Raw genomic sequence first — 18,607 nt, 5'->3', positions numbered from 1 at the left:
CTGAACACCGAACCCGCCATGTCCAACACCCAGAGCACTGAACAGATCGTCGCCGGCATTCAAAGCTGGCTGCAATGCGAATCGCCGTCCAACTTTCCCGAAGGCATCGCCGCCATGGCGCGCATCATCGCCGACTACGCGGCCGCCGCGGGCCTGACGGTTGAGCTGTCGTCGCTGGGCCCCACCACGGGTCCGCTGCTGTACGCCACCAACCGCGCCCCCGGCGACACGCGCCCCGGCATCCTGATCCTGGCGCACATGGACACGGTGCATCCGGTGGGCACGCTGCTGGAGAACCCGGTGCGTATTGATGGCGACCGCCTCTACGGCCCGGGCAGTTATGACATGAAGGCGGGCATCTACCTGGCGCTGACCGCGCTGGCCGGCGTGGCGCGGCCCGGCGCGACGCAACTGCCGGTGGACTTCCTGGTGGTGCCGGATGAAGAAACGGGCAGCCATGCGTCCCGCGTGCATATTGAACGCTTTGCCGCCAACGCCAAGTACGCGCTGGTGTGCGAGCCGGCCCGCCCGAACGGCGGCAAGTGCGTGACGGCGCGCAAGGGCACGGGCATGCTCAACCTGAACGTGAAGGGCCGCCCGGCACACGCCGGCATGCAGCACGAGAAGGGTCGCAGTGCAATCCGCGAAATGGCGCACCAGGTGCTGGCATTGGAAGCCATGACCGACTATGACCGCGGCATCACGGTCAGCGTGGGTACGATTGCGGGCGGCACGGTCACGAATACGGTGCCGGCGTTGTGCCGCTGCGTGGTGGACTTCCGCGTGCCCGACATGGGCGCTGCCGAAGACGTGCTGCGCCGCATGCGTGAGTTGTGCGCGGTGGGGCCGGATGTGGAACTGGACATCAACGTTGAACTGAACCGCCCGCCGATGGTGAAGACGGACGAGGCGGCGGCCTTGCTGTCGCTGGTGCAGGGCTACGCGGATCGGGCGGGCTTCCTGCTGGAAGACGCGCCGATGACCGGCGGCGGCAGCGACGCGAACTTCACGTCGGCGATGGGGATTCCCACGCTGGACGGGTTGGGCGCTGATGGGGATGGGGCGCATACGCTGAATGAGTATGTGCTGGTGTCGACGCTGGAACAGCGGCTGAAGTTCTGGGAATTGCTGTTGAAGGAATTGGCGTAGGGGTGATGGGTTGCGCGCGATTTACGGCGGTGTTCTTTTGAACTGCGGTTCGCGCTTCACCCATCCTACGATGGTCGGGTTGATCCACCGGCGGCTGTTGGCTTGTGCGCGTTGCACGGTGGTGTTCTATTGAACGGGTGATTCGCGTTACCGCGGATCGTAGGATGGGTGAAGCGCGCGGGGTCCCTGGCAAGGGCGCCGGTGGCCCATCGCGCGTAACCCATCTTGCGGTGGTCACGGGTTGATCCACGGGCGGTTGATGGGTTGCGCGCGATCTACGGTGGTGTTCTTTTGAACGGTATCTCGCGCTTCACCCATCCTTGTATGTTTTCATAGCACTTACCGATCTTGCTTCGGGGGTGCTGGGGATCGGGACGCACCCATCCATCAGCCGTCACTAGCGGACTGACGTCGGTAGATATCCCACCCCGCCCAAATACGTCGATTAAGAATCTAGCGGCCATGACCGCCGATTGATCGCAAGGTAACGAATCGGGCGCGGCTTCCCCAGCAGACACAACGCTATCGCAGGGAGTCTAGAGATGCAAACGTCTCAATCTTTCTTTGGTGTGGATGTGGGGAAATCCGAGGTTGTTGTGGCGATGCACGGGGCGGCCAAGCCGTTGACCCGGGCCGTCAAAAACTCAACGACTGGCTTGGAAAAATGGTTGCAAACGCTGCCGCGCGGAAGCGTTCTTGCCATGGAGTCCACCGGTGGCTACGAGCGCCTGTTGGCCGACCTGGCATATGAGCGTGGGCTGCGCGTCTACGTGCTGAACCCCAAGGCCCTGCACCATTACGCCAAGTCGCAGGCTCAACGGGGCAAGACCGACCGACTCGACGCTGTCATGATTGCGCGTTACGTGGCGCTCGAGCACGAGCGGTTGCATAGGTACGAACCTTGCCCGGAGCACATCGAGCGCCTGAGTCAGATCCAACGCTTACGCAAGGTGGCGGTCACGACGCGCACGAGGCTGCGCCTGTCCAGCGATCGGCACAAACACGTGGGCTCGCAAGCTCAGGTCCAGCGAGCGTTGGATGCCTTGACGCAGTTGGCAGACGCTCTTGAGCGCGAAATGCTCGATCAGATCGCTGCCGAACCCGCCTTGGCCGACGACTTCAACTTAATCACCAGCATTACCGGCGTGGGAAAGCTGACTGGGGCCGCACTGGTGACCGCCTTCGCCCGCATCCCGTTCGCCTCCTCGGACGCCGTGGTGGCCTACGCGGGGCTAGACCCCAGGCCCAAGGAGTCTGGCGCCTACAAAGGCCTGCGTAAACTCAGCAAGCAAGGCGATGCGGCCCTGAGAAGCCTTGCCTACAACGCGGCATCCTCAGCAAGCCGAACAGCTGCCTTCAAACCCCTCTACACAGCGCTACGAGTCAAGGGCTGGGCCTCAACGCAGGCATTAAACATCATCGCCAGAAAACTCCTACGCATCGCCTTCGGCGTATGGAAATCGCGCAAACCCTTCGATGTAAACCTCTTTATGGCCAGCCAGGCTTGCGCCAAACCATAGAATCTACGTCGAATTTTTCTATTTTTTTTACCGAAAATTATTATGTCCGCCGCTTCTTCCAGCGCCATTGCCTATGGCCTTGCCACGCTTGCTGCCGATGGCTCGGTGCTTGACACCTGGTATCCACGCCCGTCGCTGGCCGAGGGTACGCCCGCTGCCGGCACGCGCCGCCTTACGCCTGAAGAAGCCCGCGCGGCGCTGGGCGAACATGTGGCCACGGCCCTGATCCGCGACACGCGCCGCAAGGTGGATATCGTTGCCGTGCGCACCGCCATTGCGTCGCTGGATGAGCCGCCCGCCGATGCGCATGACGCCTATCTTCGGCTGCATCTGCTCAGCCATCGCCTGATCCGCCCGCATGATGCGAACCTGGATGGCTTGTTCGGCGTGCTGTCCAACGTGGCGTGGACGTCCGTGGGGCCGTGCGCGGTGGATCAGGTGGACGCCTTGCGCTGGCAATTGCGCGCCACGGGGCAAACGCTGGAAATTCGCGGCGTGGACAAGATTCCCCGCATGACGGACTACGTCGTGCCCAGCGGCGTGCGCATTGCCGATACGGCACGCGTGCGTCTGGGCGCGCACTTGTCGGCGGGCACGACCGTGCTGCATGAAGGCTTCTGCAACTTCAACGCCGGTACGCTGGGCGCCTCGATGGTCGAAGGCCGCATCAGCGCGGGCGTCATTGTGGACGACGGCAGCGATATCGGCGGCGGCGCGTCCATCATGGGCACGATGTCTGGCGGCGGCAAGCAGGTGGTATCCATCGGCAAGCGCTGCCTGCTGGGCGCGAACTCAGGCATCGGCATCTCGCTGGGCGACGACTGCGTGGTGGAAGCCGGCTGCTACATCACCGCTGGAACGCGGGTGCTGACGCCGGAAGGCGCGGTGGTGAAAGCCGCGTCGCTGGCGGGCCAGCATGGGTTGCTGTTCCGCCGCAATTCACAGACGGGCGTCGTGGAAACACTGGTCCGCACCGCGGCCTGGGGTACGCTGAATCCCGCGCTGCACGCGGGGCATTGATCCTCGTAACAACAATCACCAAACCCCATGCAAAAGGGCCGCTCGTAACGCTTGGGGCGGCCCTTCATCATTACGTATCAAGCAAGCCCGTTACGCTGCTTGCGGGACGACTCCCGTCAGGCGTATTCCGCCGTTTGACCCAACTGGTCGTACACCAGGTTCACCAGCAGATCCGAGCTGAGAATGCGCGTTGCCACGCATGAAAACACGGTCTTGCCGTTGTCGTCTTGCAGGGTGATCGTTTCGGTCCAGTCGTTCAGGTCTATGCGCTGCAACGATTCATAGGGCCAGGTGGCGCCATCAATATGCAGGCCTTCGGCCGACAGGGCCAGTTCCTGCATGTCAAAGCCGGGAAACTCACCGGACTTGATCGTCCGGAATGCCACGCGCTTGCCGTCGGCCATCAACGCTTCCAGCACGGGCAGGCGCTGCGCGACGTAGCGCGAACGGAATGCATCCAGGAGCTGGGCGAAGTTGCTGACGTCGCCGGACACCACGGTCCAGTCTTGCGTCGTGCTGGTACGGTAGGCAAATTGGTGGATCGGGCCTGCCGTTGCGCCCGCTTCAGCGGGGAACAGGCAAAGATCCAGTACATCCGCGAAGGCGGTGTAGCTGCGTGTGTCGCCTTGCTGGTGGACCACGCCCTTGTCATGCAATTCAAAGCGAAGCGGGGCGTTCCCCGTGTGCGTAAACACCGCCAATGCGTCTGAGACCTGCGGGGTTTTGCTATCTGTCATGCAACTTCCTTATTGAGTTGGGGTGCTTTCGCGGCCCAGGACGTCGCAAAGTCATTGCGACACGCATTCTCCCTTATATGGGCGATACGTGCTTGATGACCCCTATTTATCGGCCATTTTCGACGATATTTGGCCGGATTTTGCTCAAAATACCCGTTACGGCCCTGGCGCGATCGGCGCGAAGGGGTAATGCCGGACGTCGCCGCCCCCGGCGATGATGGCGGTGGCTTCGGGCACTTCCTTCCAGACGCCGGGCATCTCGCTCAAGGGTTCGGACAAGAGCAGGAAGGCGTCTTCGTCCAGCGCGGCAATCTGCGGATCCTGCGGATACAGCTCGCGCAAATGGCGCACGCAGGTGTTGTGGAACAGGCTGCGCGACTCTGCCTCGCTGGAATAACGCACCGCAATCAGCCTTTCGCCGTCCAGCGCGCACACCGTCATGTTGATGGGATGCGTCACGCCGTGGCGGCGGCCCGTTTCTTCCACCGCGCCCACCATGCGGGCCAGCGCGGGAATCGGATCTTCCTCCAGGCCAAAAGTCAGTGCCAGCAGGAACATCACCTCGGAATCGGTGGACCCTTCCATCGATCCGAAATAGGCCGGCGCAATCATCAGCATCAGGTCGCGACGCAGCAAGGGGTAGTCGCGAATCACCCCGTTATGCACAAACAGCCACTGGCCGTGGCGAAACGGGTGGCAGTTGGTTTCTTGCGCGGGCGTGTCGGTGGCCGCGCGGATGTGCGCCACGAACAGCGGCGCGTGGATGGCGCGCGCTGCTTCGCGCAAGTTGCGATCGTTCCAGGCGGGGTGCACGCTGCGGTAGCGGAACGGCGGCTCGATGTGGCTATTGGACAACCGACTGTACCAACCCAGGCCAAAGCCATCGCCATTGGTCGTGGTGACGCCCAGGCGCGAATGCAGGCTCTGGTCGATAAGCGAATGCTTGGCCTTGAACAGCACGCTTTCCATCTGTAGGGGACTTCCGGTGTAAGCCAGCCAACGACACATGATGCGCTCCTTCAAGATGGACCTGCCCAGTGTAGGAGCCAGCCGCAATTTTCTACAAGCCCGCATGCGCGCGCCCCGGCATAGTGGCCACTTTCCCGAATCCGCCAACGCCAACCGTGAACATGCCCTTATCCGTCCCCGCCCCCAATATGGGCTTTTCCAGCGACAACATCGCGGGCGCCAGCCCCGAAGTGATGCAGGCGCTGCTGCGCGCCAGCGCCGGCCAGGCCCAGCCCTATGGCGCCGACGACAGCACCCTGAATGTGCAGCGCCGGCTGGCCGAGCTGTTCGAGCACGAGGTCGACGTGCTGCTGGTGCCCACCGGCACGGCCGCCAATTCGCTCAGCCTGGCCGCGCTGACGCCGCCCTGGGGCGCCGTGCTGTGCCATGCGCAAAGCCATATCGCCAATGATGAATGCGGGGCACCCGAGTTCTACACCCATGGCGCCCGCCTGATGCTGCTGGGCGGCACCGACGCCAAGATCGACCCGGTCGAACTGGCCGAGCAGGCGCGGCGCAAGGTGGGCGACGTGCATTCCGTGCAGCCGTCCTGCGTCAGCATCACGCAGGCCACGGAAACCGGCAGTGTCTACACCCTGGATGAGATCCAGGCCATCGGCAGCGTCTGCCGCGATGCGGGCCTGCCCCTGCACATGGACGGCGCGCGCTTTGCCAACGCGCTGGTCAGCCTGGACTGCACGCCGGCGGAAATGACGTGGAAGGCGGGCGTCGAGATCCTGTCGTTCGGCGCCACCAAGAACGGCGTGCTGGGCGCCGAGGCCATCGTGATGTTCAACCCTGAGCGTGCGCGCGACCTGGCGTTCCGGCGCAAGCGCGGCGGCCATCTGTTGTCAAAGATGCGGCTGCTGTCCGCACAGATGGAAGCGTATCTGGATGATGGCCTGTGGCTGCACAACGCGCGCCAGGCCAACGCCATGGCCGCCCGCCTGGCGGCAGGCATGCAAGGCCTGCCCGGCGTGACGCTGCAAGGCAAGGCCGACGCCAACATCCTGTTCTGCCAATTGCCAGCCGCCGCCATCGACGGCCTGCTGGCCGACGGTTTCCGCTTCTATCACGACCGCTGGGGTCCGGGCGTCGTGCGTCTGGTGACGTCCTTTGCCACCACGGAACAAGACGTCGACCACTTCCTGTCGGCGTTGCGCGCGCGGGTGGGTTGAACCGGCCGGCGGGCGCTTTCGGCCTTACCTACACCGCCGGTTGATAGGCCGAAGGCGGTGCTCCGTAGGCCGCACGAAAGGCGCGGTTGAAATGGCTTTGATCATAAAAGCCCACTTCCGCCGCCACCTCGGCCACCGACATGCGCGCGGTGGCCAGCACCGCGCAGGCCCGCTCCAGCCGCAGCCGCACCAGCCAGGCGTGGGGCGTCAAGCCCGCCGTGTGCGTGAAGCGCCGCAGGAACTGGAACCGGCTGAGTCCGCACAAGCGGGCCAGATCGTCCAACGCGATCTTCTCGCTCAAATGCGCATGGCAGTAATCCCGCACGGCCAGCCGATGCGCCGCCGACAGGCCGCCTTTGACCTGCTGCGGCGTCACTGTGCGCGTGCGCACGAACAAGTCGGCCATCAAGGCCAGTGATTGCGACTGCCGCGCCAGCGGTTCGTCCGGCGCGCGCGACATCCACACGTTGTGCAAGGCCATGAAGCGCTGCGCCAGCGTGGCGTCTTGCAGCAGCGTGCCGAAAAACTGCTCGCGGGGCGCGGCATTCGATACGTCTTCGATCCAGTTGCGCATCAGCGCCGAAGAAATCCGAAACGTCTTCAGCACATAGGCCGAGCCCTGGTCGTCCGCCCCCATGCCGTCATGGATTTCACCGGGCGGCATCAGCGCAATACCCCCTGGCCCCAGCAGAATGCTCTGCCCGCGAAAGTGCTGGCGTTGCACACCGTGGGTCACCAGGCCGATGTGATAGTCCTCGTGATAGTGGCGGTCGAACTGGAATTCGCTGAGACGCGCCTGCCCCAGCACCAGCCCCGGCGTGCCGGACACGGGCAGATAGCGGACGTCGTCTTTCATGGGACGGGCCGCGCGCTACTTCTTCAGCAGTGCTTTCAACATGGCCATGCGCTCCTTGGGGTTCATGGCGGCGGTGGCTTCGTCTTCCTGCACGCGCACATCGCCCAGCCCCATCTCTTCAATGAAGCGTGATGGCTCGCGCACCAGGTCTTCGCGCGCACGGCGGCGGCGCTTGCACCAGCTAAGGTTCAGGCTGCGCTGCGCGCGGGTAATGCCCACGTACATCAGGCGGCGTTCCTCCTGGATGCGCGTGGCCAGGTTTTCGGCCGCGCGCGCGGGGTCGCCCACTTCGTCGTCCTTGCCCAGGTGCGGCAGCAGGCCTTCTTCAACGCCCGCCAGGTACACGTGCGGATACTCCAGGCCCTTGGACGCATGCAGGGTCGACATCTTCACCGCATCGGGCTCGTCTTCCTCGCCGCGTTCCAGCATCGTGACCAGCGCTACGTGCTGCACCAGATCGAAGAGCGTCATGTCGTCCTCTTCGGCCTTGCGCTTGAGCCAGCCGGTCAGTTCCAGCACGTTCTGCCAGCGTGTTTGCGCGGGCCGTTCTTCGAACAGTTCGAACAGATGGCGTTCGTACTGTATGGCTTCCAGCAGGTCGTCCAGGATGACGCCGGCGGGCTCGGCCGGCGCCGCGTCCTTGCCGGTGGCGCCACGCCCGGCGCGCCACTGCATGCGGCGGATGAATTCCGCAAAGGTGCGCAAGGGCTCCAACTGGCGCGGCGCCAGCAGGCTTTCCAAGCCGGTCTCGGCCACGGCGGCCAACAGCGATAGTTCGCGCGTGGCCGCGTACTGGCCCAGCACCTGCAACGTGGCCTGGCCGATGCCGCGCTTGGGCGTGGTGGCCGCGCGGATGAACGCGGGGTCGTCATCGTCGTTGGCCAACAGGCGCAGGTACGACAAGACGTCGCGCACTTCCGCCTTGTCGAAAAAGCTTTGCCCACCCGAGATCGTGTACGGAATCTTCAGGTTGCGCAGCGCCTGCTCCAGAATGCGCGACTGATGATTGCTGCGGTACAGGATGGCGAAATCCTTCCACTGCGCCTGGCGTTCAAAGCGCGAGGCCGACACCTTCATGGCGATGGATTCGGCTTCCTGCTCTTCGCCATCCATGGCGGACACCAGGATGGGCTCGCCCACGCCCAGGTCGGACCACAGCTTCTTGTCGAACAGCTTGGGGTTCTTCTCGATGACTGCGTTGGCGGCGGCCAGAATGCGCTGCACCGAGCGGTAATTCTGTTCCAGCTTGATGAGCTTGATGTTGGGGTAGTCGGTGGTCAGCTTGGCCAGGTTTTCGATGGTGGCGCCGCGCCAGGCATAGATGGCCTGGTCGTCGTCGCCCACCGCCGTGAACATGGCGCGCGAGCCCGTCAGCAACTGCACCAAGCGGTACTGGCACACGTTGGTGTCTTGGTATTCATCCACCAGCAGGTAGCGGACGCGGTTTTGCCAGCGCGTGCGCACCTCTTCGTTGCTGGACAGCAGCAAGGCGGGAATGCGGATCAGGTCATCGAAGTCCACCGCCTGATAGGCCGCCAGCGTGGCGGCATAGCTGCGGTAGATATTGGCGGCTTCCACGTCGCCCGGCGTGACGGCTTCGCGCGCGGCGTCGTCGGGTTCCATCAGCGCGTTCTTCCATAGCGAAATAATGCCCTGGACGTGCCGCAGCCGCGCCTTGTCGGTGGTGGCCAGCAGTTCCTGGATGATGGACATGGCGTCATCGGCATCCAGGATGGAAAACGTGGGCTTGAGCCCGGCGTTGCGCGCTTCCTCGCGCAGCATCTTCACGCCCAACGAGTGGAACGTGCTGATGATCAGGCCTTTGGACAGCTTGCGGTCCACCAGCGTCTTCACGCGCTCGTCCATCTCGCGCGCGGCCTTGTTGGTGAAGGTCAAGGCCACCACGTTGCGGCCCATGTAGCCGCATTCGCGCAGCAGATACGCAATTTTCTGCGTGATCACGCGCGTCTTGCCGCTGCCGGCGCCAGCCAGCACCAGGCACGGGCCGTCCAGGTACAGCACCGCTTCTCGTTGAGCGGGGTTCATCCCTTGGGCAATGGCTTCGTTGGCGGACATGTTGAACCTTAAGCTAGATTTCAAGCGGATCGACTTCCAACTGCCAGCGCACCCGCGCCTCGTTGGCGATATACGGCAAGTGGTGCGACCACGACGTCAGAAAGGCCTGCAAGGCCGGCCGGCTGCTGCTTTCCACCAGCAGTTGGGCACGCTCGATATTCGCCACCCGCACCACCCGCAGCGGCACCGGGTCGTACAGCATGATGGCGTCCAGGCCGGGAAAGTCGACGGCCCACTCCCCTTCCGGCAGCACGCGCGCGCGCTCCAGGAAAGCTTGCGCCACTTTCAGTTCGCGCGCTTCGGCCGTCAGCAGGGCTTGATAGACGAAGGGCGGCAAGCCGGTGCTTTCGCGTTCGTGCAGGGCATGGCGCGCAAAGCCCGCGTAGTCATGGCGCAGCAAAGCCTGATACACGGGCTGCTCGGGGTAGCCGGTCTGGATCAGCACCTCGCCGTTGCCCTGGTGGCGGCCGGCCCGGCCCGCCACCTGCATCAGCTGAGCAAACAGACGCTCGGGCGCGCGGAAGTCGTGCGCGAACAGCATCGAATCAGAATTCAGCACGCCCACCAGGCCCAGCCGCGCAAAATCATGCCCCTTGGCCACCATCTGCGTGCCCACCAGGATGTCGACCTCGCCCGCGTGCACGGAGGCAAACAGCGCTTCGGCACTGCCTTTCTTGCGCGTGCTGTCGGCATCGATGCGCAGGATGCGCGCCCCGGGGAACAGCTCGGCCAGATGCTCTTCGATGCGCTGGGTACCACGGCCCATGGGCGCCAGGTCCTGGTCACCGCACTCCGGGCACGCACGCGGCACCGGCGCCTGGTAGCCGCAGTGATGGCATTGCAGCCGATGGCCGCGCCCATCCGTGCGATGCAGCACGGTAAACGCGGTGCAGCGCGGACAATTGCTGACCCAGGCGCAGGACTGGCAATGGAGCACCGGGGAATAGCCGCGCCGGTTCAGAAAGATCAGCGACTGCTCTTTGCGTTCCAGCCGCTGGCCGATGGCCTCCAGCAAGTGCGGCGACATGCCGTGCTTCATCTGCAGGCGGCGCGTGTCCACCAGGCGCATCGACGGCAGCGTGCTGGAGCGCGCCCGGCCCGGCAGCGTCAGGCGCAGATAGCGGCCGCGCTCGGCGTGCTGCCAGGTTTCCAGGGACGGCGTGGCCGAGCCCAAGACCACGGGAATATCCAGATCGTGCGCGCGCCACACGGCAAGGTCACGCGCCGAATAGCGCAGGCCGTCCTGCTGCTTGTAGGAAGCGTCGTGCTCTTCGTCCACCACGATCAAGCCCAGCTTGCTCAGGGGCGCAAAGATCGACATCCGCGTGCCCAGCACCATGCGCGCCTCGCCGCGTTGGGCGCGAGCCCAGGCCTGCAACCGCTCACCGTCGGACAAACCGCTGTGCATGACGGCCAGGCCATCCGGCCCCACCAAGGCTTCCAGACGCGCGCGCAGCGCGGCTTCCAACTGCGGGGTCAGGTTGATCTCGGGCACCATCAGCAGCACTTGCCGCCCCTGGCCCAGCACTTTTTCCGCCGCGCGCAGGTAAACCTCGGTCTTGCCACTGCCCGTCACGCCGTGCAGCAGCACCGGCTTGAAGCCGGTCAGTGCGCCAATGGTGTCCACGGCGGCGCACTGTGCGTCGTTAAGTTCGGGCGGCTGATCGGCCTTGGCCGGCGCACGCACCGGCTTGCGCTTGCGGTTGTCCAGGCGGGCCACCGGGCCGCCTGCTGACCGCTTGCCCTGATACGCGGTGGGCTTGCGCAACGGCGGCGGCAAGGTCGGCAGCATGACTTCGCCCAGGGGTCGCTGATAGTAGTCCGCCGCGAAACGCGCCATGCGCAGCCAGTCTTCGTCAAAGGGCGGCAGGTCGTCCAGCACCTGTTCGATGGGCCGGATCTGCTTGGGGTCGTATGACGGCTCGGCCGGGTTTTCCACCACTACGCCGACCATCTTGCGCCGCCCGAAAGGAACAATGACCCGCAAGCCCACGGCGACAGGCGCGTCGCTGCGGTAGTCGAACGGGCCGGGCAAGGGCACGTCCAACGCCACCCGCACCCAGCAGACGGCTTCGGGAGTCGTTCCTGGCAACGGTTCAGACATGGAGGCTTGGACGGGTCATAAAAAGAGTTTTAATCCGAATGGCGGATAGAGGATGGGGGATGGCGGCGCCGGACAAATGCCGCCTGGGCGCGCCGGACGGCGGGAACGCCGCCTGTGGATAACTTTGGGGAAAAGGCTGGAGCAACGTCAATTTTAGGAATAAGCCAAGATTGCGCAGTACGTTGCAATCCGGTGGAAAACTCAGTTTTTCCATTTAAAAACAGTGGCTTATATAACGTTCCAAGATTGTAAACTAGCTTCTAAAGGGTTTTCCCCAAGCAAATTCTTGCTGTGCACAAGTACTTGCCGGGGCCCTCAAATGTCGGCCCTTGGGACCGAAGCGTTCACTCACTTACCCCCGCAGCGTGCGGCTGTGTTGGTGGACTTCATCGACCAATTCGGCTACGGCTTCCGGCGGGGTGAAACGCGAAATTCCATGTCCAAGGTTGAACACATGGCCGCCCTTGCCGACCGGGCCAAAAGCGTCCAGCACACGCCGGGCTTCCGCGCGGATGGCGGGGCCGCCGCCAAACAAGGCCATCGGATCCAGATTGCCCTGAAAGGCCACCGAGTCGCCCGTGCGGCGGCGCGCCGCGGCCAGATCCACTGTCCAGTCCAGCCCCACGGCATCGCAACCGCAAGCCGCAATCTGTTCCAGCCATTGGCCGCCACCCTTGGTGAACACGATGACGGGCACACGCCGACCTTCGTTTTCGCGGGTCAGGCCGTCAACGACCTTCTTGGTGTAAGCCAGCGAAAACTGCTGGAACAAGCCATCGGCCAACACGCCCCCCCAACTGTCGAACAGCATGACGGCCTGCGCACCGGCGGCGATCTGCGCGTTCAGGTATTGCAGCGTGGCTTCGGCGTTGATTTCCAGGATGCGGTGCAGCAGATCCGGGCGCGAATACAGCATGGTCTTGATCAGGCGGTAGTCGTCGCTGCCCTTGCCTTCGACCATGTAGCAGGCAATGGTGAACGGGCTGCCGGCAAAGCCGATCAACGGCACCTTGCCGTCCAGCTCGCGGCGGATCACGCCGACCGCGTCAAAGACGTAGCGCAGCTTGTCCATGTCGGGCACGGCCAGGCGGGCGACGTCTTCCTCGGTGCGCACCGGGTGCGCAAAGCGCGGACCCTCGCCTTCGGCGAAGTCCAGGCCCAGGCCCATCGCATGCGGCACCGTCAAAATATCCGAAAACAGAATGGCCGCATCCAGGTCGTAGCGCGCCAGCGGCTGCAGCGTGACCTCCATGGCGTAGTCCGGATTTTGAGCCAGGCCCATGAAGGAGCCTGCACGGGCCCGCGTGGCGCGGTACTCGGGCAGGTAGCGACCCGCCTGGCGCATCAGCCAGATCGGGGTATAGGGCACGGGCTCACGCAGGAGCGAGCGCAAGAACACATCGTTCTTCAAGCTGGAAGCAGACACGACTATCCTCGTTGGTCGGAAGCCGTGATTTTACTTCCCTTGAGGCCCAAGGGCGGTTTAGTCACGCATCCTGCGTCCTTGTGTCGCCTGCCGATACGGCGCGGCCTCGATGCCATGCTTGCGCATCAAGGCCCAGAACGCGCGCCGATGCTTTTCGCAGGCCCTCGCGGCCTGCGCCACGTTGCCGCCATGGCGCGACAAAGCATGGCGAATGTAGTCGCGTTCGAATCTGTCGACCACCCGCGCTTTGGCCTGGCGAAACGATTCTTGCGCGGCTTCACGTCGAGTGTCGCGCAAGTTGGCCAGGCCTTGCTCCAGCACTTCGGGCGCCACCACAGGCCGGGCACCTTGCAGCGGCAGTGCCGGGCTGCCGCCTGGCGAGTGGTAGCGCGCCGGCGCCTCTTCCAGCCCGACCTGGTGCCACATGGGATGCGCGCCTGAATTGGGCCGGCGCATACGGCCCAAGCGCACGCGCATGCTTTCCACGCAAGCGGGTTGCGCCATGAAATCAGTGACGCCCAGGCCCAGCAGGTCTTCGATGGCGGGGGCTTTCATGCCGTCCATCAGCAGCAGCAAGGGCGTCGTCAGCGCATCGCCGGCGTGCGACAGAGCCATGCGCGCCCAGGCTACCGACGACGGCGCCACCGGCAGCACGCAGCTGTCATAACGGCGCAGCGACACGGCAACGCGGGCCAGCGCCTGCACATCCGCTGGCAAGCTCGGGGGCAGGCCGGCGGCGTCAGGCCCGGCCCCGGTTGGCGCGGCCGTCAGCGTTGCCAAGGGCACCAGGTGCAGGCGCACGCGAGGCAGCCCGGCCCGATACCGCGCCACCCAGTCGCGCATGGCGGCTTCATGGCCGGGCGCCAGCAGCACCCCGCAATCCAGGACTTCTCGCACGCTTTCCCCCAGGCTCGTTAGGCAAGCTTGAAGGCTACTGTTGCATAACCCGCCCAGCTATTCGTATCGAACGCATTGCGGTCGCCACGCGCAGAGCCGGCGCGGCTTGCCGACGCAGCTCGAGCGGGCATGAAAAAAGCGGCCCGGAGGCCGCTTTCTTCTTACCGGAGCAAGCCCCGGCGTACTACTTTGCCGCTTAGTGCGAACGGCCGCCTTGGCGCAGCTTGCGCGCCGCGATGGCTTGCGCAGCCAGCATGGCGAGTTCGGCTTCGACAACTGCGATGTCCGCCTTGTCCTTGGCGTTCGCCAGGGCCTCTTCGGCCTTCTTGCGAGCTTCCACGGCGCGGGCTTCGTCCAGGTCGGAAGCACGGATAGCGGTGTCGGCCAAAACCGTCACGCTGCCCGGCTGCACTTCCAGAATGCCCCCGGCGACGAAGATGTTTTCCTCGCCTTGGTCGGCACGAACGATCTTGACCGTCCCGGGGCGTATGCGCGAAATCAGCGGGGTGTGGCCGGGCAAAATGCCCAGTTCACCCGCTTCGCCAGGCAGCACCACGAACTTCGCCTCACCGGAGAAGATCGCTTCCTCTGCGCTGACGACATCCACATGCAGGGTAGCCATATCGGTTCCTTATTGCAGTTTCTTGGCCTTCTCGAAGGCCTCGTCGATCGAGCCGACCATGTAGAAGGCCTGTTCCGGCAGCGCGTCGCATTCGCCGTTCACGATCATCTTGAAACCACGGATGGTTTCAGACAGCGGAACGTACTTGCCGGGCGAGCCGGTGAACACTTCAGCAACGTGGAACGGCTGCGACAGGAAGCGCTGAATCTTACGCGCGCGGGCCACGGCCTGCTTGTCTTCCGGCGACAGTTCGTCCATGCCCAGAATCGCGATGATGTCGCGCAGTTCCTTGTAGCGTTGCAGCGTTTGCTGCACGCCACGGGCAACGGCGTAGTGCTCTTCGCCAACGACTTGCGGGTCGAGCTGGCGGCTGGACGAATCCAGCGGGTCCACGGCCGGGTAGATACCCAGCGAAGCGATGTCACGCGACAGCACGACGGTGGAGTCCAAATGCTGGAAGGTCGTAGCAGGCGACGGGTCGGTCAAGTCATCCGCGGGAACGTACACGGCCTGGATGGACGTGATCGAACCGGTCTTGGTCGACGTGATGCGCTCTTGCAGCTTGCCCATTTCTTCAGCCAGCGTGGGCTGGTAGCCCACGGCCGACGGCATACGGCCCAGCAGTGCGGACACTTCGGTACCGGCCAGGGTGTAGCGGTAGATGTTGTCCACGAAGAACAGGATGTCGCGGCCTTCGTCACGGAACTTCTCGGCCATCGTCAGGCCGGTCAGCGCCACGCGCAGACGGTTGCCCGGGGGTTCGTTCATCTGACCGAACACCATCGCCACCTTGTCCAGAACGTTCGACTCTTCCATTTCGTGGTAGAAGTCGTTGCCTTCGCGGGTACGCTCACCCACGCCGGCAAACACCGACAAACCGCTGTGCTGCTTGGCGATGTTGTTGATGAGTTCCATCATGTTCACGGTCTTGCCCACGCCGGCGCCGCCGAACAGGCCGACCTTGCCGCCCTTTGCGAACGGGCAGACCAAGTCAATAACCTTGATGCCGGTTTCCAGCAGTTCCACCGACGGCGACAGTTCGTCGAAACGGGGAGCCGGTTGGTGAATGCCACGCTTTTCTTCGTGTTGGATCGGGCCGGCTTCGTCAATGGGACGACCCAGCACGTCCATGATGCGGCCCAGCGTGCCGGTGCCGACGGGCACCGAGATCGGGGCGCCGGTGCCGGTGACTTGCATGCCGCGGCGCAGGCCGTCGCTGGAGCCCAGCGCAATGGTACGCACCACGCCGTCGCCCAACTGTTGCTGCACTTCCAGCGTCAGACCCTTCTCGGCGAACGAGGAGGACTCGTCGTCGGCCAGGGTAAGCGCCTCATAGATCTTGGGCATGTGATCGCGGGGGAACTGAATATCCACCACGGCGCCGATGCACTGAACGATGGTTCCGTTGCTCATGTCGATTCCTTGCTTGATAGCTTTAGATGGGAGCTGCCTGCCTTATACGGCGGCAGCGCCCCCTACGATTTCCGAAATTTCCTTGGTGATCGCGGCCTGACGGGTCTTGTTGTAGACCAGTTGCAGCTCTCCGATGACCTTCTTGGCGTTGTCCGACGCCGCCTTCATGGCGACCATCCGGGCCGACTGCTCCGAAGCCATGTTCTCGGCCACGGCTTGATACAGCAGGCCTTCAACGTAACGCTGCAGCAGGTCGTCGATCACGCTACGGGCGTCGGGTTCGTAGATGTAATCCCAGCTGTAGTCCGACTTCACTTCCGACGTCTTGGCCAGGCTCTCGGCGCCCGATTGATACGGATCGTCCAAACCACTGGCCAAGGGCAGCAGACGCAAGAACAACGGCTCCTGCTTCATCGTGTTGACGAAGCGGGTCGAAGCCACGTACAGCGCGTCGATGCGGCCTTCCAGGTAGGCGTCCAGCTGCACCTTGATCGCGCCCAGCAGGCGGTCCAGTTGCGGCTTGTCGCCCAGTTGCACTTCCTGGGACACCAGTTTGGCGCCGATACGGGTCAGCACACCCACGCCCTTGTTGCCGAAAGCGGTCGCTTGCACGGCGATGCCGTTTTTCTCGAACTCTTTCAGCTTGCCCAACGTCACGCGAGTGATGTTGGTGTTCAAGCCGCCGCACAAACCCTTGTCAGTCGTCACCATGACCACGCCGACCGCCTTGACTTCGCGTTCGACCAGGTACGGGTGGCTGTACTCGGGGTTGGCCTGCATCAGGTGCGCAGCAATCTCGCGCACCTTGGTGGCGTACGGACGACCAGCACGCATCCGTTCCTGCGCCTTGCGCATTTTGGATGCGGCGACCATTTCCATCGCCTTGGTGATCTTGCGCGTGTTTTGCACGCTCTTGATCTTGGTTCGGATTTCCTTAATTCCGGGCATTGCGCTTTCCTGTGAAGACTGGCCGATGGGTTCCGCTCACGCCTCAACCATCCGGTAAGGACGGGTGAGGCGTTGCAGACGCCTAACCCATCACTTTCTTAAAAAGCACCGTGCTTCTTGAATTCCTGAACGGCGGTGGCCAGTTCGGCCTCGTCGTCCTTGGACAGTTCCTTGGTGTCTTCGATGCGTTGGATCATGGCCGCATGCTTGGCCTTCAACTGATCCTTCAGCGACTTCTCGAACGACAGCACTTGGGCCACGTCCACGTCATCCAGGTAGCCGTTGTTGACCGTGTACAGCGTGACGGCCAGTTCCCACACCTGCAGCGGCTGGTATTGCGGCTGCTTGAGCAGTTCGACCACGCGCTTGCCGCGTTCCAGCTGGCGACGGGTAGCGTCGTCCAGGTCGGAAGCGAACTGCGCGAAGGCGGCCAGTTCACGGTACTGCGCCAAGTCGGTACGGATACCGCCGGACAGCTTCTTCACAACCTTGGTCTGCGCGGCACCACCCACACGCGACACCGAGATACCGGCGTTGATGGCGGGGCGGACACCGGCGTTGAACAGGTCGGTTTCCAGGAAGATCTGGCCGTCGGTGATCGAGATCACGTTGGTCGGAACGAAGGCGGACACGTCGCCGGCTTGCGTTTCGATGATCGGCAGTGCGGTCAGCGAACCGGTCTTGCCCTTGACGGCGCCGTTGGTGAACTTTTCGACGTAGTCTTCGTTCACGCGGGCAGCACGTTCCAGCAGGCGCGAGTGCAGGTAGAACACGTCGCCCGGGTAGGCTTCACGGCCCGGCGGACGGCGCAGCAGCAGCGACACCTGGCGGTAGGCCCAGGCTTGCTTGGTCAGGTCGTCATAAACGATCAGGGCGTCTTCGCCACGATCGCGGAAGTATTCGCCCATCGTGCAACCGGCGTAGGCGGCCAGGTATTGCATGGCGGCCGAGTCCGAAGCCGAAGCGGCCACGACGATGGTGTATTCCATCGCGCCGTGCTCTTCCAGCTTGCGCACCACGTTGTTGATCGTGGAAGCCTTCTGGCCGATAGCGACGTACACGCAGGTGACGCCCTTGCCCTTCTGGCTGATGATCGTGTCGACGGCGACAGCGGTCTTGCCGGTTTGGCGGTCGCCAATGATCAGCTCGCGCTGGCCACGGCCGATCGGCACCATCGAGTCGATAGCCTTGACGCCGGTTTGCAGCGGCTGCGACACCGAGCGACGGGCGATAACGCCAGGCGCCACTTTTTCAATGATGTCGGTTTCTTTGGCGTTGACCGGGCCCTTGCCGTCGATCGGCTCGCCCAGCGTGTTGACCACGCGGCCTTTCAGTTCCGGGCCGACCGGAACTTCCAGAATGCGGCCGGTCGTCTTGACCTGGTCGCCTTCGGAGATGCCGGTGTAGTCGCCCAGAATAACGGCGCCGACGGAGTCGCGCTCGAGGTTGAGCGCCAGACCGAAAACGTTGTTGGGAAATTCGAGCATTTCGCCCTGCATCACGTCGGACAAGCCGTGGATGCGGGTAATACCGTCGGTCACGGACACGACGGTGCCCTGAGTACGGACATCAGCCGAAGCGCCCAGGCCCTCGATGCGGCTCTTGAGCAGTTCGCTGATCTCGGAGGGATTGAGTTGCATATTGACTCCTGGA

15 protein-coding genes are annotated in these 18,607 nt (G+C 63.8%); 4 read left to right on the top strand and 11 right to left on the bottom strand.

Annotation, left to right across the window (positions count from 1 at the left end; genetic code table 11):
* Nucleotides 1-18 precede the first annotated feature (18 nt).
* The 3 genes from ELS24_RS02140 to dapD all read left to right on the top strand — a co-directional run bounded on the left by ELS24_RS02140 (nt 19) and on the right by dapD (nt 3,689).
* A complete protein-coding gene (locus ELS24_RS02140; RefSeq protein WP_050446855.1) occupies nt 19-1,149 on the top strand; it encodes a M20 family metallopeptidase in 1,131 nt (376 codons plus the stop codon).
* 542 nt (nt 1,150-1,691) lie between these two features.
* Nucleotides 1,692-2,669 carry an IS110 family transposase gene (locus ELS24_RS02135; RefSeq protein WP_127183152.1) on the top strand — a complete coding sequence of 326 codons (978 nt, stop codon included), beginning with the start codon at nt 1,692-1,694 and terminating at the stop codon, nt 2,667-2,669.
* Nucleotides 2,670-2,711: 42 nt separating this feature from the next.
* Entirely contained in the window at nt 2,712-3,689 is a 978-nt protein-coding gene (dapD, locus tag ELS24_RS02130; RefSeq protein WP_127183264.1) for a 2,3,4,5-tetrahydropyridine-2,6-dicarboxylate N-succinyltransferase, read from the top strand.
* Between the two features lie 116 nt (nt 3,690-3,805).
* Here the strand turns inward: dapD and ELS24_RS02125 are convergent, their stop codons facing one another.
* Together ELS24_RS02125 and ELS24_RS02120 are read right to left on the bottom strand one after the other, a co-directional pair.
* Nucleotides 3,806-4,426, bottom strand: coding sequence for a hypothetical protein (locus tag ELS24_RS02125; RefSeq protein WP_127183263.1), 621 nt, complete (start codon nt 4,424-4,426; stop codon nt 3,806-3,808).
* 156 nt (nt 4,427-4,582) lie between these two features.
* A complete protein-coding gene (locus ELS24_RS02120; RefSeq protein ID WP_127183262.1) occupies nt 4,583-5,434 on the bottom strand; it encodes a class II glutamine amidotransferase in 852 nt (283 codons plus the stop codon).
* Nucleotides 5,435-5,556: 122 nt separating this feature from the next.
* Here ELS24_RS02120 and ELS24_RS02115 point away from each other — a divergent pair, with 122 nt between their 5' ends.
* Nucleotides 5,557-6,612, top strand: a complete 1,056-nt coding sequence (locus tag ELS24_RS02115; protein WP_127183261.1) for a threonine aldolase family protein — start codon at nt 5,557-5,559, stop codon at nt 6,610-6,612.
* Nucleotides 6,613-6,640: 28 nt separating this feature from the next.
* On the opposite strand, the gene ELS24_RS02110 is transcribed toward ELS24_RS02115, so the two are convergent.
* From ELS24_RS02110 to atpA, 9 genes are all read right to left on the bottom strand, one after another.
* Nucleotides 6,641-7,468 (bottom strand): AraC family transcriptional regulator, encoded by an 828-nt coding sequence (locus ELS24_RS02110; RefSeq protein ID WP_127183260.1) that lies wholly within the window; start codon nt 7,466-7,468, stop codon nt 6,641-6,643.
* A gap of 15 nt (nt 7,469-7,483) precedes the next feature.
* Nucleotides 7,484-9,544, bottom strand: coding sequence for a UvrD-helicase domain-containing protein (locus ELS24_RS02105; protein WP_050446767.1), 2,061 nt, complete (start codon nt 9,542-9,544; stop codon nt 7,484-7,486).
* Nucleotides 9,545-9,557: 13 nt separating this feature from the next.
* On the bottom strand, nt 9,558-11,648 hold the full coding sequence (locus ELS24_RS02100; RefSeq protein WP_127183259.1) for a primosomal protein N': 2,091 nt from the start codon (nt 11,646-11,648) through the stop codon (nt 9,558-9,560).
* A gap of 352 nt (nt 11,649-12,000) precedes the next feature.
* Nucleotides 12,001-13,074 carry a uroporphyrinogen decarboxylase gene (hemE, locus tag ELS24_RS02095; RefSeq protein WP_127183258.1) on the bottom strand — a complete coding sequence of 358 codons (1,074 nt, stop codon included), beginning with the start codon at nt 13,072-13,074 and terminating at the stop codon, nt 12,001-12,003.
* A gap of 57 nt (nt 13,075-13,131) precedes the next feature.
* Entirely contained in the window at nt 13,132-13,971 is an 840-nt protein-coding gene (locus ELS24_RS02090) for a helix-turn-helix domain-containing protein (RefSeq protein ID WP_240669420.1), read from the bottom strand.
* A 196-nt stretch (nt 13,972-14,167) separates the two neighbouring features.
* The gene (locus tag ELS24_RS02085) at nt 14,168-14,593 is read right to left on the bottom strand and encodes a F0F1 ATP synthase subunit epsilon (RefSeq protein ID WP_006217064.1); all 426 of its coding nucleotides are present in this window, start codon (nt 14,591-14,593) and stop codon (nt 14,168-14,170) included.
* A 9-nt stretch (nt 14,594-14,602) separates the two neighbouring features.
* Nucleotides 14,603-16,006, bottom strand: a complete 1,404-nt coding sequence (gene atpD, locus ELS24_RS02080) for a F0F1 ATP synthase subunit beta (RefSeq protein ID WP_050446770.1) — start codon at nt 16,004-16,006, stop codon at nt 14,603-14,605.
* Nucleotides 16,007-16,048: 42 nt separating this feature from the next.
* Complete coding sequence (atpG, locus tag ELS24_RS02075) at nt 16,049-16,954, bottom strand: F0F1 ATP synthase subunit gamma (RefSeq protein WP_050446771.1); 906 nt, start codon at nt 16,952-16,954, stop codon at nt 16,049-16,051.
* Nucleotides 16,955-17,052: 98 nt separating this feature from the next.
* Nucleotides 17,053-18,594, bottom strand: coding sequence for a F0F1 ATP synthase subunit alpha (gene atpA, locus ELS24_RS02070; protein WP_006217061.1), 1,542 nt, complete (start codon nt 18,592-18,594; stop codon nt 17,053-17,055).
* Between the last annotated feature and the right edge of the window lie 13 nt (nt 18,595-18,607).

This window comes from Achromobacter spanius, from assembly GCF_003994415.1.
GTDB lineage: Bacteria > Pseudomonadota > Gammaproteobacteria > Burkholderiales > Burkholderiaceae_B > Achromobacter > Achromobacter spanius_C.
Note: the sequence above shows the minus strand (reverse complement) of the source record. Positions and strands in the feature narration are given on the sequence as shown.